Origin of the sequence: Paraburkholderia diazotrophica (assembly GCF_038900755.1) — a bacterium.
Taxonomy (GTDB): Bacteria; Pseudomonadota; Gammaproteobacteria; order Burkholderiales; family Burkholderiaceae; genus Paraburkholderia; species Paraburkholderia diazotrophica_A.
Genome location: NZ_JBBPEN010000003.1, coordinates 626,095 through 641,138, shown reverse-complemented (window position 1 = coordinate 641,138; position 15,044 = coordinate 626,095). Strand labels below are relative to the sequence as shown.

Genomic DNA, 15,044 nt, shown 5'->3' with positions numbered 1-15,044 from the left:
GGGCATGACAAACATGACTCGCTCTCTTCATCTCTCCAACGTCCGGCTGGCGGATGGCCAGCGGATTTCCGTATCGGTTGCCGATGGCCGCATCGAGGCGCTCGGGCCGCAAGCCGCCGCGCAACCCGGCGTGCCCGTCGAACACGGCGGCGGCGCGTTGCTGCTGCCTGGCTTCGTCGAAGGACATACGCACGTCGACAAGAGCAACTGGGGCCAGCCGTGGTATCGCAACGCGGTCGGGCCTCGGCTCATCGACCGCATCGACAACGAGCGCGAATGGCGCAAGACATCAGGCCACGATGCCGCCGCGCAGTCGCTCGCGTTGTCGCGCGCATTCGTGCAGGCCGGGACGACGCGATTACGCACGCACGTCGATATCGATACCGATGCCGGTCTGCGCTACCTCGAAGGCGTGCTCCGCACGCGGCAGACGATGCATGACGTGCTGGACATGCAGATCGTCGCGTTTCCGCAGTCGGGCATGCTGGTCCGCGCGGGCACGACGGAGCTGCTCGGCAGCGCGCTCGCCGAAGGCGCCGATGTGCTCGGCGCGCTCGATCCGGCGTTGATCGACGGCGATCCCGTCGCATCGCTGAACGCAACGTTCAAGCTGGCAGAGCGCCATCGCAAGCCGATCGATATTCACCTTCACGAGCCCGGCGAAGTCGGCGCATTCACGCTGAAGCTGCTGCTCGATCGCGTCGAGGCAATGGGCATGCAAGGACAGGTCGTCGTGAGCCACGCGTTTTGCCTTGGCGCCTTGCCGGAGCGCGAACGCGACGCGCTGCTCGATCGGATCGCGCATCTGCGCGTGGCCATTGTCACGAGCGCGCCCGCTTCCGTCCCTGTTCCGCCGCTGATCACATGCAGGGACAAAGGCATCACGATGTTCGGCGGCAACGATGGGATACGCGACACGTGGTCGCCGTATGGCGTGCCGGATATGCTCGAACGCGCGATGCTGATCGGCCTGCGTTACGACTTGCGCCGCGACGATAGCCTCGCGCTCGCATTCGACTGCGTCAGCGATGCCGCCGCGCGAGGGTGCGGTTTCGCCGACTATGGCTTGCGCGTCGGCGCGCGCGCGGACCTCGTGCTGGTCGACGCGGAAACCGTCGCGCACGCGGTGGTGTCCCGGCCGAAGCGCAAGCTCGTCGTTGCCAACGGACGCATCGTCGCGCGCGATGGCGAGCTGACCGATGCGCTGTGAGCGAATGAGGTTCTCGGGTTGGCTCGTGGCTGATACCGCATTGGAACGTTTGACGCGTCGCGCGAACTAATTCTATGAGCGCTTCCGGCAAGCGCTTGCGCAACACCTACCGTTCACATCCATCATGTCTTTGCACAAGCAGGCGTTGTCGACGGGCCCAGTGACATATCGCGCGACGCGATGCCAAGGCAACGGCAGCAGACCGATTTGCGCCTGCGTGCGCGCCGGCATCTGCGCGACGGCTTTATTCGCGATGGTCGCCTGCTCGACATCGATGCCGCCGAACGCTGTTCCGCCAGCGTCTCGGGCCGCCGCATGCCAGGTGCCGGGCCATTTCTGCGACACGTTCTTCGGACCCTGATCGCAAGCACGCGCGTGGTATCGACGCGAGTCGCGCTTCGATTGAGAGCGACAAGCGCACGCGCCTAACGCGCCGCAAGACGCCGCACCGACTTGCCGATCCAGCCGGCGAGTCCATTGCGCACGACGAGCGATGTGACCTTGCGGGGTCCGATGATCGCGGCGCTCGCAACGATCACAGTGAGCAGCGTGATATTGGGCGCCGTTGTAACCAGTTCCCGCACGCGGGAGACAAGCAGCGGCCTGCGTACCGGCTCACCGCTTCGCGCTGCGGCTTGCGCAGCGAGCAGTTGAGTGCGCGACGTGGCCATTCGCGTAAGCACCTGCTTCTCGGCGGTGTTCGCGTCGGTCCAGCGTGCGGAATGCGTTTGTCCCGTCATTTCAGCGACTCCCTGATCGTTTCGAGATCGCGGCGCACTTCTTCTTCGAGCACCCGAAACGGGCGGCCGGGGTCCTGCATGCGCAGCACCGCGAGCGAAATGAGCGACAGCAATAACCATGCGCCTGCCACGCCCCAGACGACGGCGAGGAAATACGGCGTACCCCACGCGCTCGCGATGATGGCGATGGAAAAGAACGACAGCGTGAACAGTCCGGCGACGGCAAGCGCCACGAATGCGATCACTTCGCGAACGAGGCTTCTGCGAGTCTGCTGCAATTCGATCGAGAACAGTTCACCGTAATCGGCGACGCGCCTCGCGCAAAAATAGCTGATATTGCGCCAGCGGGTGACTGTGGAATGAATCGACATCGTGCTGTCCCTTGTTGTTTCTCTTCCAGATGATTCACGTGCCGGGCATGCTGTGTTCACCGGCGCGTGTATGGACAAAACACGGCGCACGATTTATGCCCCGTGCGCAGGCTCGCCACACCCGCCGTCCTATCTGGCCGAACGACATGCGCTGCGCAAGGTGACGGTCCGCTGAGTTACCGACCGTTACAAGTTGAGCGGCAACGGTTTCACTTACCCACAACGGCGGCGACTATTCTGTAAACCGTTGCCTTACAGTTTTGTGCTATCGGACTCGCGCCAGAAGGAAGTTGAAAAGGAAGTTGATCATGAAGTCCTCGATCTTTCTGCTTGTTGCAGTCGCAGTGGCCGTCTGTACACCGCTGTCGGCTTCTGCCCAGGCGAACGTTGGTGTCTATCATGGTCTCGGTGTGCCGGGGCCCGTGGCTACGCCTCCACCGTCGGTCATCTACCAGCCCTCCTATAGCGCTCCCGGCACCTACGGCCCGCCGGGCACCTATCAGTCGGCGCCGCCGCCCGTCATCTATCAGGCGCCACCCGTCTACGGCTATGGCCAGTGGCATGGCAATGGCTGGCACAGAGGCCACGAACGTCACGGGCAGTGGGATAACGATTGACAACCGGAAGATCGATCACGGATAGCCGCTCGCGTCGATGATGCGACGAAGATCGAACGTTCTTCATACGCGCACGCGATGATCGCGGCCGCGCGCTTCGACGAACGAGCCGCGCTAGCGCGCCGTCGCCAGATGCGCATTCACGTGCAGTGGCGGCACGTCGTCGTGGTATGGCGGTTGCGGGCAAAACGTCCCGATGACGCCCGCGCGAAACAACAGGCAAAAGGTGCTGCCGCCATACTGGAAGAAGCCAAGCTCATCGCCCTTGGCGACGCTCTGTCCCGGCCGTACCGTGACCTGGCACGAAGAAACTTCCGCCATGCCGACGAACACGCACGCCACTTCACCTATCGAAGCGTCGTCGGCATCGATCACGATGATGGCGCGCGCCGCTACCGCTGTCGTGTAGCCTTGCGAGTCGTTGAGACCGCCCGGGTCTTCGCCTTCCGACTCGGCGTCCGAATAGTAAGTGCCGTCCACGTTATATGCCTTGACGACGCGCCCGGCGACGGGCGCGTGCCACCGGTGATAGTTGAATGCGCTGAGGTACCCCTGATAGATCGAGCCGCCGACGAAGCGCCGCGCCAGTTCGCGCTCGCCTTCCGTGAGCATGTCGAGCAGTGAATAAGGCTGTTCCTTGATCCAGAACTCGTCTGTTTCCTTGATGTCGGTGCGTACGTTGAAAGGCGATGCTTCGCACGCGCTCACGATTGCCTTTGGATTGTCAGGTTCGGCGACGGGGCGCACGCCCTCGCGAAAGCGCCGGGTAAAAAAGTCATTCCACGATGTAAAGCCCCAGTATGGCGTGCCCGGCAAGCAGACAAACTGCGAGAGCCCCATCTTCTGCTGCGCCTTCTCGCAGAACCAGCCATCCGGTTCGTCAGCGTTCAGATGCGAGCGCGAATGCGGACCTGTCAGGAAACTGCACCAGTACGTCAGCACGCGCCGAAGCTGCGCATTGAACGCGGGATCGCGAAAAACTGCATAGCCGGAAGGCATGCACATGAGCCAGTCGAGCACCGCGTTGAGCGGCGTCATCACGGGCGCAGTCTCGCTGAAGGGCGGCACATACGTCGTGATGTAATCGATGATCGGGAACAGTTCGTCGATCGAGCGGTAGCCGAGTTCATAGCCGGCTTCCAGCGCCTCGCCGATTGCGCGCGAAACGTTCATCCGCAGTACCGCATCGCCGTGAACCAGCTGCGCAAGGTCGCGCACGACGCTCGACAGCGGCGTCCGCGCTGCGCGTTCGCGCGCTTTCGCGGCGAGGTCTTGCCGGAATGCCGCGGCGATCTGCTCTTTCTCCGGCATCCAGCCGCCCAGCCTGCGCCGCTCGATGAGTGGTCCCTTGTTGCCGCCGCTCATGGGCAAATGCTCCTCGTCTCGATCGTTTCACGAAGTCGCGTAACACGCGTTCGCGTAGCGCTGAGCATCAGGCGTGCCCGACTCAGGGAAAATTGCGGTGGACGGACAGTTCTTCACATAGGCAGGAATCGCTATGTACTTTTTGCGGAAGAAATGTGCGAGCCTATTGCTGAGCGACGATCGAGCCACGCATGAATGCGTATCGCCCGCCTGTGCAATCGCGACAGAGAAACGGTATATATCGTTTTCGGATCGTGACGTGCTTTGCGGTCGCGCACACATGACCTCACGCCAAGCGTGATGAATTGCAGCGCCGGGACACTGAAACGCGAGCGACGACCAAAAAAATCGGCGGCCAACGCCTGGTCAACGCTGGCCGCCGTCACAGGCGGGGACGGAGGGCTCTCTCCGGTCCGCCGCCACAGAGCAGCGAGGGTGCCGATCTGCTGATATCAGCGTACACACGATCGCTCACAAATCCAATACGGCGCCCCTGTACGTAACAGATGCCTATCGGACATGCTGATCATCCCGGCACAGCCGACGTCATCCGGCCTCAGGCTTCAGACGTCGTCACGTCGCGGGGATCAAAACAACATGACGTTAACGACGTTGGATACGCCGACAAACACCGACGTCAATTACAGCATGTCGCGTAACCGGTAGTAGAGCGTGCCGAGCAGCACCGCTGGCGTGCGAAAGAAACGGCCGCCCGGAAAAGGCCCATGCCGAAGCCGCGCGAACACATCAAAACGACCCGCCTGCCCCGCGATCGCTTCGGCGACGAGTTTTCCCGCCATGCCGGAGAACACGAGTCCGTGGCCCGAAAAGCCTTGCATGAAGTACACGTTGTTTCCGAGGCGCCCCAGATGCGGCGCGCGGTTCAACGTGACGTCGACGAACCCGCCCCACGCGTAATCGATCCGCAAGTCCTCCAGTTGCGGAAACACGCCGAGCATGCGCTGCCGCATCCGTTCGACGAGGTCATGCGGCGTTTTCGCGTTGTACGTTTCGCCCGCACCAAACAGCAGACGGTTATCCGCGCTCACGCGGAAATAGTCGAGCACGAAGTTGTTGTCGGATACGGCCGCGCGCTGCCCGATCAGCGAATCCGCGCGCGCGCGCTCCATTGGCTGCGTCGCCACCATGTAAGTGCCGACGGGCATGATCCGCGAAGTGATCTCGGGTGCGAGGCTATCGCCGAATTCGCCGAGATAGACATTGCCGGCGAGCACCACGAAGCGGCACGCGACCTGTCCTGTGCCAGCCTTGACGATGGCCGTGTCGCCTCGCTCGAGCCGGAATGCGGGCGAACGCTCGAAGATGCGCACACCTGTTGTTCGCGCGGCGTCGGCGAGCGCGAGGCAATACTTCAACGGATGCAGATGTCCCGACAACGGATCGAACACGCCCGCGACGAAACGCTCGCTACTGATCCACCGGCCGATATCGCCGCGATCGATCCATTGCAGCGGATAGCGGTACTCGCGCTGCACGTGCTCGGCATATTCCAGCAGCTCGCGGCGTTTGCGTTTGCGGATCGCGACGGTGAGGTAGCCACGGCTGTAGTCGCATTCCATCCCGAAGTGCTCGATGCGCTCCTGCAACAGCGACAATCCTTCGACAGAGATGTCCCACGCGCGGCGCGCGTCCTCCGCGCTGAACTGCTTTTCGATCGCGCATTCGCCTTCCGCGCCGAACCCGACAATCGCCTGGCCGCCATTGCGCCCCGATGCGCCCCACCCCACACGAAACGCCTCCAGCAGCACGACCTGGAAGCCGCGCTGCGCAAGCTCCAGCGCGCAGGACAGACCCGCATAGCCGCCGCCGACGACGCATGCATCGGCTGTCACTTCGCATTCGAGCGCATCGCACACGGGCTGGCGCTCCACGCTCGCTTCGTACCAGGACTTTTCGATGACGGCGGATTCTTTTTGCAGTAGCACAGCGGCCTCGTCAGTCAACGCGAAAGTTCAGGAATTGCCAGGGGTCCGAAGCGTCGATGTTCTCTTCGTAGAGAGCGGACCGATCGCGCAACGGCGTCCATTGCCCGTATGTTCCGACGAGTTCGCCCAGATACGGTTTGGCCACGGAGAGAATCGTTTCGTGATCGACGTCGTCGGGCTCCACGATGCCTTCTTGCGGACAGCGCAGCGCCCATACCATGCCCGCGAGCGTGCCGGCGACGACCTGAAGCGTCGTCGCGCTGTTATAGGGCATCAGTTGCCGCGCAGTTGAAATCGACAGGCGCGAGCCGAACCAGTAAGCGCCGTTCGGACCGCCCATCAGCAGCACGCCGAGTTCGTCGCAACCGTCGACGATGTCGTCGCGCAGGATTCGCTTGTGCGACAGCGCGCGCCAGTTGCGGCCCGCGAGCTCATGAATCGACAGCAGGGAATCGGGACACGGACGGTACGCGTAGTAGACCGTCGGCCGATAGACGACGCGAGCGGCTTCGCGAACCGTCAGATGGTCCGCAATCGATATCGACTCGCCATGCGTGATCAGAAAGCCGTGGTACGGCCCGCCTGATGGTGTCCAGCTGCGCACGGTCGTCGCGAATCCGGGGCGCCGCAGGTAGATCGCCGCGTCGGTTCCATAGCCGTGCCGTGCGCCATCGCGCGGCCAATGCCGTTCATGCTGGCCCCAGCCGAGTTCGGCCGGTTGCAGGCCTTCTTCGATGAATGCATCGACGGACCATGTGCAGACGAACTCGTCGGCTTTCCTCGCGATCCGCGCGACCTGCGTATCCTGTTCGGCGATGTGAATGACCTTGATATCGAGGCGTCGCGCAAGCGCAGCCCATTCTTCGTGATGCACGGGTTTCCCCGGATCGAAGCCGCTATCGCGCGCCATGTTGATGAGCGCCTGCTTCACGAGCGCCGACGCGAGGCCGGGATTGGCGCCCTGCGTCACGACGGCCGTCGGTCCGCCGCGCCGGTCGAGCCGCAGCGCAAGCAACTCTTCGCGCAGCGCGTAGTTCGTGCGCAGTTGCAACGGCACTTCTTCATCGACGGACATGTCGTCCCATGGTTCGATGGCAAGATCGATGTAGCGAATGCCCCGGCTCCAGCAAAAGCGGACAAGCGCCGTGCTCGCGACGCCTACCGACAGGTTCAGCATGAAGTCGCCTTCGCCGACGAGGCGCTCGAGTACCGACTCGTAGTTGCTGTGCGTCAGCGGCTCGAAAATCCGCTCGACGCCATAGGCCTTCGCGGGCTCGACATCGTCGGAGGGCAGGCAAAGCACCTTGACGTTTTCCGCCGCTACATCGAGATGCCGGAATATCGCGGGCAACATCGCATGGCCCATTCCGCCAAAGCCGATGATGAGCAGACGCCCGTCGAGGCGTGCAAGTGTCGATCCCTGTTCCATCTGCCGTCCTTCGATGTCGCGTGCTTGCATTCACAAGCGAGCATCGCGCGTGCCGACGACGCAATCCATATCGCGAACCGATCGTCATTCGGGTCGCTCGCAAACGATCAGGCAAAAAAATACCGCCCCTGGAAGGCGGATCGGGTGCGGCTGCTCGCGTGTGAAATCGAATGGCAGGGCGAGCGTCACGCGCATCGATGAGAACGTCGACGCGCGGAACGCACGCGGCCCGTCAGGCCGCCTTCGCTTCAGGATTGCCAATCCGGATCTCTGCCGACCGCTTGAGTTTCTGAACGCGTGACATGAGCAGCGCCCTCGACCATCTGCGGAGTGGAATGCGCTTAATGCACTCGGCTGAAGCGACGCCGACGCCAACGCTGGCACGCGTCGTTCAGCTACAGCAGTCCGGTGCGAGAAACATTGACGGCTTACTGGCCCGACGCATGCGTCCTGAGAAACGCCACATAGCCGTTCTGCGTCTTGAGGATCTTCTCGGCGCACTCGTCGTAGTCTTCGCCCTTTGCCTTATCCGGCCCGTACATGCCACGGCATTGCGCAAAGAGTGTGAGCGTCGCGCCATCGGCTTTCGCGACGCGCGTCGCGGAGAACGCGGCCTTGCCTGAATCGTAGGGCACGTCGGTCTCGATTGCGACGGCGTCAGCGCGGGTCACGGGCGTGTCGGAATGCTGCTGGATATAGCGCTTCGTCACGGCCCAGGCGGCGTCGCACTGCGACGGCGCGCAGTCGACGACCGCATTTCGCTGGGCATCCGCGAGGCTGGTTTCGTTATGGATGAACTGCTGGGCCTGCTTCTCCTGCTTTTCCGGGGAAGAGCAACCAGCGAGTGCGAGCGCGACGAGCGCGAAGGCAGCGATCTTTTTCACGTGTAAGTGTTCTCAGGTCACATTCGAGCGCGATTATAGCCGGGCATCCAACGTATACGCGCAGCCTATGTGCCTCTCCCCATAGCGTCCGTTTCCAGCATGAGCGCACACGCGCGGCACAGCAATTGCTACAAAGAACCAATTGGGCGTGCGGGAGCGACTTTGACTCGCCGGGACTTCATTGCGATAGGTACGTCATCGGGCGGGGTCGATGCTCTTCGCGAAGTAGTGTCCAGGCTTCCGCACGACCTGCGGGCGGCCATCGCCATCGTGCTGCATGTGGGCACGCACGGCAGCATCCTCCCCTCCCTTTTGAACATGGCCGGACCGCTGCACGCCGTCCATGCCGCGGACGGCGAAATGTACGCGTGCGGCAGAATCTATGTGGCGCCGCCCGATCAGCATCTGATCGTCGAAGGCAGCCGGTTGCGGCTCGTACATGGAGCGAAGGAAAATTTTGCACGGCCGGCCATCGACCCGCTCTTTCGCAGCGCTGCCGCCGAGATCGGCCCGCGTGTGATCGGCGTGATCCTGACGGGCCTGCTGGACGACGGCGCGGCCGGGCTCGAAGCGATCCAGACGTGCGGCGGCGCGACGATTGTCCAGGATCCCGCGGACGCGTTCGCGCGAGGCATGCCATTGCACGCGTCGCCCTTCGCCGACGACATCCTTCCTCTCGCCGGCCTGCCGCGCCGGCTGATCGAACTCATCGACGGCAGGCGCGACGCGCGCACGACGGACGAGGCGACGCCACGCGACGCCGTCGAACGCGAGGCGACGGCACCGCGCGCGCGGGTTCGCGACACGACGTCCGCCGGCGCGCGCGGCCGCAGAGCGACGCCATCGCGATGAAGCGGGCGTAACGGATATTTCGTGGCGTATTTCGTGGCGCATTGCGGCACACATCGGCAATGCGGCGCGCGCAAAAGCGGGAAAGCGAGGTGCAATACGCGGCGCGGGAGAAGCGGCAGGACTTTTGCAGTCATGTTCCAGAGGGGATAATGGTAGTTTGCGTAGACGCAATGCGGGAGCGGTCCGCATTGCCCGCCCGGACCGGGTCTCGGGCGACACTATCATTCTTCGAACAGGACACGCAGCCATGCCTAAGAGACGGGCACAGACCATACCGAGCCAGGCAAACTATCCGATCGTCGGTATCGGCGCATCGGCGGGTGGATTGGGCGCACTGCTGGAATTCTTCGAAGCGTTGCCGGCGCATACGTCGATGGCGTTCGTGGTGGTCGTCCATCTGGCGCCCGATCACGAAAGCAACCTGGCGTCGTTGCTCCAGAAGGCGACCGACATGCCCGTCGCCGAGGTGACGAGCGCGACACCCATTCAGCCCGACCACGTGTATCTGATCGCGCCTTCGCTCGAACTGACCATGGTCGACGATTTCCTGCGCGTCGCGCCCAACCGGCCGCAGGATGGACGCAGGGCCGCAATCGATCTGTTCTTCCGCACGCTCGCCGAAGCCCATCGCGAACGCGCGATCGGCATCGTGATGTCCGGCGCGGGTTCGGATGGCTCCGTCGGGCTGTCGAGAGTCAAGGAAATGGGCGGCATCACGCTCGCGCAAGACCCGTCGGAAGCCGAGTACGACAGCATGCCGCGAAGCGCGATTGCCACGGGGATGGTCGACTTCGTGCTGACGTCGGCGGAGATGCCGCAACGGCTGATGGATCTGTGGTCGACCGCGCGGGAAATTCATCTTCCCGTCGTCGAAAGCGAAGAGCGCGTAGACGATCCCTCGAACGAGACGGCCGAGCGCGCATTGCGCGAAATCATGATCATCCTGCGCACGCGCACTGCGCACGATTTCCGCCATTACAAGCGGGCGACGGTGTTGCGCCGGATCGAACGCCGGTTGCAGGTCAACGGCATCGTCGATCTGCAGGCGTATCGCGACCATCTGCATCTGCATCCCGAAGAAACGCAGGCGCTGTTGCAGGACATGCTGATCAGCGTGACAAACTTCTTCCGCGACAAGGAAGCGTTCGACGTGCTGGAGCGTGAAGTGCTGCCGCAGCTTTTCGAAGGACGCGGCGAGCAGGACCGCATCCGCGTGTGGTCGGTCGGCTGCGCGACGGGTGAGGAAGCCTATTCGCTCGCGATGCTGCTGCAGGAGCGCTCGTTGAAGTCGTCGGAGGGCATCTCGTTCCAGGTGTTCGCGACCGACATCGATGAGCGCGCAATCTCCTTCGCGCGCGCCGGCCTTTATCCCGACTCGATTCTCGCCGACGTGACACCCGCCCGCGTGCGCCAGTTCTTTTCGAAAGACGCTGCGCATTATCGTGTCAAGAAGGAATTGCGTGAGCATATGCTGTTCGCGCATCACAACGTGCTGAGCGATCCGCCCTTCTCCCGGCTCGATCTGATCTGCTGCCGCAATCTGCTGATCTATCTGGATCGCGAGGCGCAGATGGAAATCCTCAGGATGTTCCATTTCGCGCTGCGTCCTGGCGGCGTGCTCTTTCTCGGCAGTTCCGAGTCCGCCGATAGCGTCAGCTCGATGTTCAGCGTCGTCGACAAACGCAACCGCATCTACCGCGCGAATATGGCCGTGCGCGGCGACACGCCCGTGCCCGTTGCGATCTCCGGCACCATGAGCACGCGCCCTGTCGTCGCCACGGTGCAGCCGCCGGGACGCCGCCGCTTTTCGTTCGGCGACCTGCATCAGCGGCTCGTCGAGCAATACGCGCCGCCTAGCGTGCTCGTCAGCCGCGATTCGGAGATCGTGCATCTGTCCGATCGCGCAGGCCGCTTCTTGCAGTACTCGGGCGGCGAGCCGTCGCACAACATCGTCGCCGTCGTGCGTCCCGAACTGCGGCTCGAACTGCGCACCGCGATCTATCAGGCCTTGCACACGAATCGAAGCGTCGAGGCGCGGCGCGTGCGGATCGAGCGCGACGGGCGTTCGTATTTCGTCAACATGACGGCGCGTCCCGTGCACGATGCGGAAGCGAATGCGGATTTCGTGCTGGTGCTGTTCGATGAAGTCGAGGACAGCATGGGCGGCGCGGAGACGTCATCGGCCGATGCGCAGAAGGACCCGATCATCAGCCAGCTCGAACGCGAGTTGCAACGCACGAAAGAGCAGCTTCAGTCGACCATCGAGCAATCGGAAACATCGACGGAAGAACTGAAGGCCTCCAACGAAGAATTGCAGGCGATCAACGAAGAGTTGCGTTCGGCAACGGAAGAACTCGAAACCAGCAAGGAAGAATTGCAGTCGATCAACGAAGAGCTGACGACTGTGAACGCCGAGCTGAAATCGAAGGTCGAGGAAACCGGCAAGATCAACGATGACTTGCAGAACCTGATCGCGGCGAACGACATCGGCACGATCTTCGTCGACCGCAATATCTGCATCAAGCGCTATACGCCGCGCGCGACGGACGTGTTCAGCATCATTCCTTCGGACATCGGCCGCTCGCTGCTCGACATCACGCACCGGCTCGAATACGACAAGCTTGCCGACGACGCCGCCGAGGCCTTCGACTCGCTGCGTCTCATCGAGCGCGAGCTGAAGAGCAACGACGGCCGCTGGTATCTCGCGCGCTTCGTGCCGTATCGCACGACGGAGGACCGCATCGACGGCGCAGTGCTGTCGTTCATCGACATCACGGGCCGCCGTCAGGCAGAAGACCGGCTGCGCGAAGGCGAACGCCGGATGCGCATCGTGGCCGACGGCACGAAGGACTACGCGATCATCACGTTCGACGACGATGGCATCGTCACCAGCTGGAACGCGGGCGCGGAACGGATTTTCGGCTACACGGAAGCGGAAATGATCGGCCAGTCCGCCGACATGCTTTCGACCGAGGAGGACCGCGCCGGCAACGTTGCCCCGCGCGAATTCGAAGCGGCGCGTCTGCACGGACGCACCAATGAGGAGCGGTGGCATATGCGCAAGGACGGCACGCGTTTCTTTGCGAGCGGCGTGCTGTCGCGTCTGGACGAGCCCGGCGTGAGCGGCTTTGCGAAGATTGCCCGCGATCACGGAGAGTCCGTCGACACGAAGACGGCGGGCCGCGGCGCGCAGGTCCAGGCGGTTCGCGAAGCCAGCGAGCGAGACGCGCAACGGCGGCGCGATGAATTTCTCGCCGTCGTTTCGCACGAACTCAAGCATCCCCTCAACCTGATTTCAGCGAGCGCGGAACTGATTGCGCGCGCACCGGAAACGCGGCAAAGCCTCAACATCTCGCGCGCAACCGATACGATCCGGCGCACCGTGATCGGCCAGGCGCAGATCATCGACGACCTGCTCGACATTTCGCGTGTGCGCACGGGCAAGCTGTCCGTGGTGCGCACGGCCGTCGACATGCGCGAGATCGTGCAGCGCGTGAGCAATGCCGTGCAGGACGATGCGAAACATCGCGGTCTCGCGCTCAATGTCTCGATGACCGATACGCCCGTCATCATTCACGCGGATCTCACGCGCATCGAACAGATCGCCTGGAACCTGATCAGCAATGCGCTGAAGTTCACCAGTCGCGGTTCGGTGAATGTGTCACTGGAGGTCAACGAACATGCGGAGGCGGTGCTTCGCGTGTCCGATACGGGCAGCGGCATCGAGCCTGCGCTGCTGCCGCACATCTTCGACATGTTCCAGCAGAGTCGCGACCCCACCACGCGCCGCGCCGGACTCGGCATCGGCCTCGCGCTCGTCAGGGATCTCGTGAACCTGCATGGCGGCACCGTGCGAGCGGAATCGGAAGGCGTCGGCAAAGGCGCGACGTTCACGGTCACGCTTCCGACACACGGATCGCTCGCCCACGTGAACGCGGACAGCGGCGACGCGATGCAGTCGTTGCAAGGCCTGCAGATTCTGATGGTCGACGACGACGCGGCAACGGTCGAAACGTTCAAGCTTCTTCTGGAAAGCGAGGGCGCCGTCGTCCTGACGGCCACGAGCGGTGAAGAGGCATTGACGATGCTCGACGGCCACGTGCCCGACGTCGTGCTGTCCGATATCGGCATGCCGGGCATGAGCGGACTCGAATTCGTCGGCAAGCTGCGGGAGGAGCCGTCGATGAAATCCGTGATCTGCATTGCGCTCAGCGGCTTTGGCGAGGAGGACGATGTCAGCGAGGCAGAAAATGCCGGCTTCGACGCGCACATGAAGAAGCCGGTGCTGCTGGAAGATCTGCTCACTGTTTTCTCGCGTCTGCGCAAATAGAGCCTCTCTCGGCACGATCGACGCGAATGCCGTGAGCTTTGAGAAGCATCGGGCGATGCAAGCGAAACGGGAAATCATGGACAGTTTCGACAATCTCGGCAACCACGCGAAGGCCCAGTTCGACGAAGCCGTCAGGCGACTGGAGGCAGCGGATGCGCGCGTGCGGGCGCTTTCCGCCAATCCGCTCGCGGACGAATCGACGAAGCTGACCGCGTTGCACGCCTATGAGGAAGCGCGGCTGCTGTGGCTGAGCTGCGAAGCGGTGTTGCGTAGCGCCGCAATCGTCGAGACCCCGGCGCAGTATGCCGGCAAGAGCATTGCGATCGTTCACGCGAACGCGCACGTCGGCGAGTCGATCGCGTTGCTGTTGCGCCTGCGAGGATTCAAGACGACCGTGCTGTCGACGGAGCGCCTCCTGGATGCGGCTTCGCACGGACCTGCTACGGCCGTTCTCGTCGACGTGGAAAGGAAGCTCGACAGGGCCAGCTTGCTGGCGATCGGCAAACTCAAAACGGCCCCGTCGATCCGCATCATCGCGATGATTCCGGAAGGGCTGGAGCATAACGAGTACATTGGCTTCGATACCGTCCTGGTCAAGCCGGTTTCGATCGATACGATCGTTCGGGCCATCCTGTTCGAGACCTGACGGCGGCAGCATCGCCCTTCCACGCTTTCGCGGAGACAACACTTGCGACAAACGTACTTCTACATCAACGGCGCGAGCGACAGCCACACTCCGGAACGCGAGCTGATCCAGATCGACAAGGCCGGCTATACCGTCGCGCTCAACCGCGTCGCAATCGACGACGTGCCGCAGTACTTTCCCGCAGCAGACCGGCCACAACTGAACGTTTTGCTTAGACGCATCGCTCGCGACGACTTGCTCGTGGTGCTGAAGCTTTCCGCGCTCGGATGCAGTGCGCGAGATGTACTCGCGACGCTGACGCGATGCCGCAGCGCGAAGGTGTCCGTACGATGCGTCGAGCTCGGCAGCGTGGATCTGACGGGCCAGCCCGAACCGCAAGCCGTCAGAACGCTGCGCGCCATCGTGCAGATGGAAATTGCGACAAGAAGCCAGCGAAGCAGAAAGAGCCTGCAATCCGCGCAGGAAAGCGGACGGCATACGGGCCGCCCCGCGTCGCTCTCGCGCACCGACAGGGCGCGCGTCATGCGCTCACTCGACAAAGGGCTGTCCGTCAGCGAGGTCGCGCGCAAGTTCGGCACCTCGCGCCAAACGATCATGCGTATACGCGACGCGTCCTCTTCCGCGCAGACGACTGCACCGCGCTGAATCACGCTG

Annotated in this window: 12 protein-coding genes; 6 read left to right on the top strand and 6 right to left on the bottom strand. The window is 63.0% G+C overall.

Annotated features, from left to right (window positions below; genetic code table 11):
* Nucleotides 1-13: 13 nt before the first annotated feature.
* Complete coding sequence (locus AABE10_RS12905; protein WP_342933627.1) at nucleotides 14-1,210, top strand: amidohydrolase family protein; 1,197 nt, start codon at nucleotides 14-16, stop codon at nucleotides 1,208-1,210.
* A gap of 425 nt (nucleotides 1,211-1,635) precedes the next feature.
* On the opposite strand, the gene AABE10_RS12900 is transcribed toward AABE10_RS12905, so the two are convergent.
* Nucleotides 1,636-1,950 (bottom strand): hypothetical protein, encoded by a 315-nt coding sequence (locus tag AABE10_RS12900; protein ID WP_342933626.1) that lies wholly within the window; start codon nucleotides 1,948-1,950, stop codon nucleotides 1,636-1,638.
* On the bottom strand, nucleotides 1,947-2,321 hold the full coding sequence (locus tag AABE10_RS12895) for a phage holin family protein (protein ID WP_342933625.1): 375 nt from the start codon (nucleotides 2,319-2,321) through the stop codon (nucleotides 1,947-1,949). The genes AABE10_RS12900 and AABE10_RS12895 overlap by 4 nt, the downstream gene beginning before the upstream one ends.
* A 290-nt stretch (nucleotides 2,322-2,611) precedes the next feature.
* Between AABE10_RS12895 and AABE10_RS12890 the strand changes: the two genes are divergently transcribed.
* Nucleotides 2,612-2,938 (top strand): hypothetical protein, encoded by a 327-nt coding sequence (locus AABE10_RS12890; protein ID WP_342933624.1) that lies wholly within the window; start codon nucleotides 2,612-2,614, stop codon nucleotides 2,936-2,938.
* 114 nt (nucleotides 2,939-3,052) lie between these two features.
* Here AABE10_RS12890 and AABE10_RS12885 read toward each other — a convergent pair whose 3' ends face one another.
* The 4 genes from AABE10_RS12885 to AABE10_RS12870 form a co-directional block, all read right to left on the bottom strand.
* Entirely contained in the window at nucleotides 3,053-4,303 is a 1,251-nt protein-coding gene (locus AABE10_RS12885; protein ID WP_342933623.1) for a phosphatidylserine decarboxylase family protein, read from the bottom strand.
* A 641-nt stretch (nucleotides 4,304-4,944) separates the two neighbouring features.
* Entirely contained in the window at nucleotides 4,945-6,249 is a 1,305-nt protein-coding gene (locus AABE10_RS12880; RefSeq protein ID WP_342933622.1) for an FAD-binding oxidoreductase, read from the bottom strand.
* Nucleotides 6,250-6,259: 10 nt separating this feature from the next.
* A complete protein-coding gene (locus AABE10_RS12875; protein ID WP_342933621.1) occupies nucleotides 6,260-7,678 on the bottom strand; it encodes a saccharopine dehydrogenase C-terminal domain-containing protein in 1,419 nt (472 codons plus the stop codon).
* A 428-nt stretch (nucleotides 7,679-8,106) separates the two neighbouring features.
* Entirely contained in the window at nucleotides 8,107-8,562 is a 456-nt protein-coding gene (locus AABE10_RS12870; RefSeq protein ID WP_342933620.1) for a hypothetical protein, read from the bottom strand.
* A gap of 228 nt (nucleotides 8,563-8,790) precedes the next feature.
* On the opposite strand from AABE10_RS12870, the gene AABE10_RS12865 reads away from it, so the two are divergent.
* From AABE10_RS12865 to AABE10_RS12850, 4 genes are all read left to right on the top strand, one after another.
* Nucleotides 8,791-9,414, top strand: coding sequence for a chemotaxis protein CheB (locus tag AABE10_RS12865; protein WP_428983306.1), 624 nt, complete (start codon nucleotides 8,791-8,793; stop codon nucleotides 9,412-9,414).
* A 247-nt stretch (nucleotides 9,415-9,661) separates the two neighbouring features.
* Nucleotides 9,662-13,744 (top strand): CheR family methyltransferase, encoded by a 4,083-nt coding sequence (locus AABE10_RS12860; protein ID WP_342933618.1) that lies wholly within the window; start codon nucleotides 9,662-9,664, stop codon nucleotides 13,742-13,744.
* A gap of 76 nt (nucleotides 13,745-13,820) precedes the next feature.
* Nucleotides 13,821-14,390 (top strand): hypothetical protein, encoded by a 570-nt coding sequence (locus AABE10_RS12855; protein ID WP_342933617.1) that lies wholly within the window; start codon nucleotides 13,821-13,823, stop codon nucleotides 14,388-14,390.
* Between the two features lie 42 nt (nucleotides 14,391-14,432).
* Nucleotides 14,433-15,035: a recombinase family protein gene (locus AABE10_RS12850; RefSeq protein WP_342933616.1), complete on the top strand. Its 603-nt coding sequence runs from the start codon at nucleotides 14,433-14,435 to the stop codon at nucleotides 15,033-15,035.
* Nucleotides 15,036-15,044 lie beyond the last annotated feature (9 nt).

What these genes read in the sequence shown, in the direction of transcription:
- AABE10_RS12905 (WP_342933627.1), top strand. Translation starts at nt 14, where the DNA reads ATGACTCGCTCTCTTCATCTCTCCAACGTCCGGCTGGCGGATGGCCAG.
- AABE10_RS12900 (WP_342933626.1), bottom strand. Translation starts at nt 1,950, where the DNA reads ATGACGGGACAAACGCATTCCGCACGCTGGACCGACGCGAACACCGCC.
- AABE10_RS12895 (WP_342933625.1), bottom strand. Translation starts at nt 2,321, where the DNA reads ATGTCGATTCATTCCACAGTCACCCGCTGGCGCAATATCAGCTATTTT.
- AABE10_RS12885 (WP_342933623.1), bottom strand. Translation starts at nt 4,303, where the DNA reads ATGAGCGGCGGCAACAAGGGACCACTCATCGAGCGGCGCAGGCTGGGC.
- AABE10_RS12875 (WP_342933621.1), bottom strand. Translation starts at nt 7,678, where the DNA reads ATGGAACAGGGATCGACACTTGCACGCCTCGACGGGCGTCTGCTCATC.
- AABE10_RS12860 (WP_342933618.1), top strand. Translation starts at nt 9,662, where the DNA reads ATGCCTAAGAGACGGGCACAGACCATACCGAGCCAGGCAAACTATCCG.
- AABE10_RS12855 (WP_342933617.1), top strand. Translation starts at nt 13,821, where the DNA reads ATGGACAGTTTCGACAATCTCGGCAACCACGCGAAGGCCCAGTTCGAC.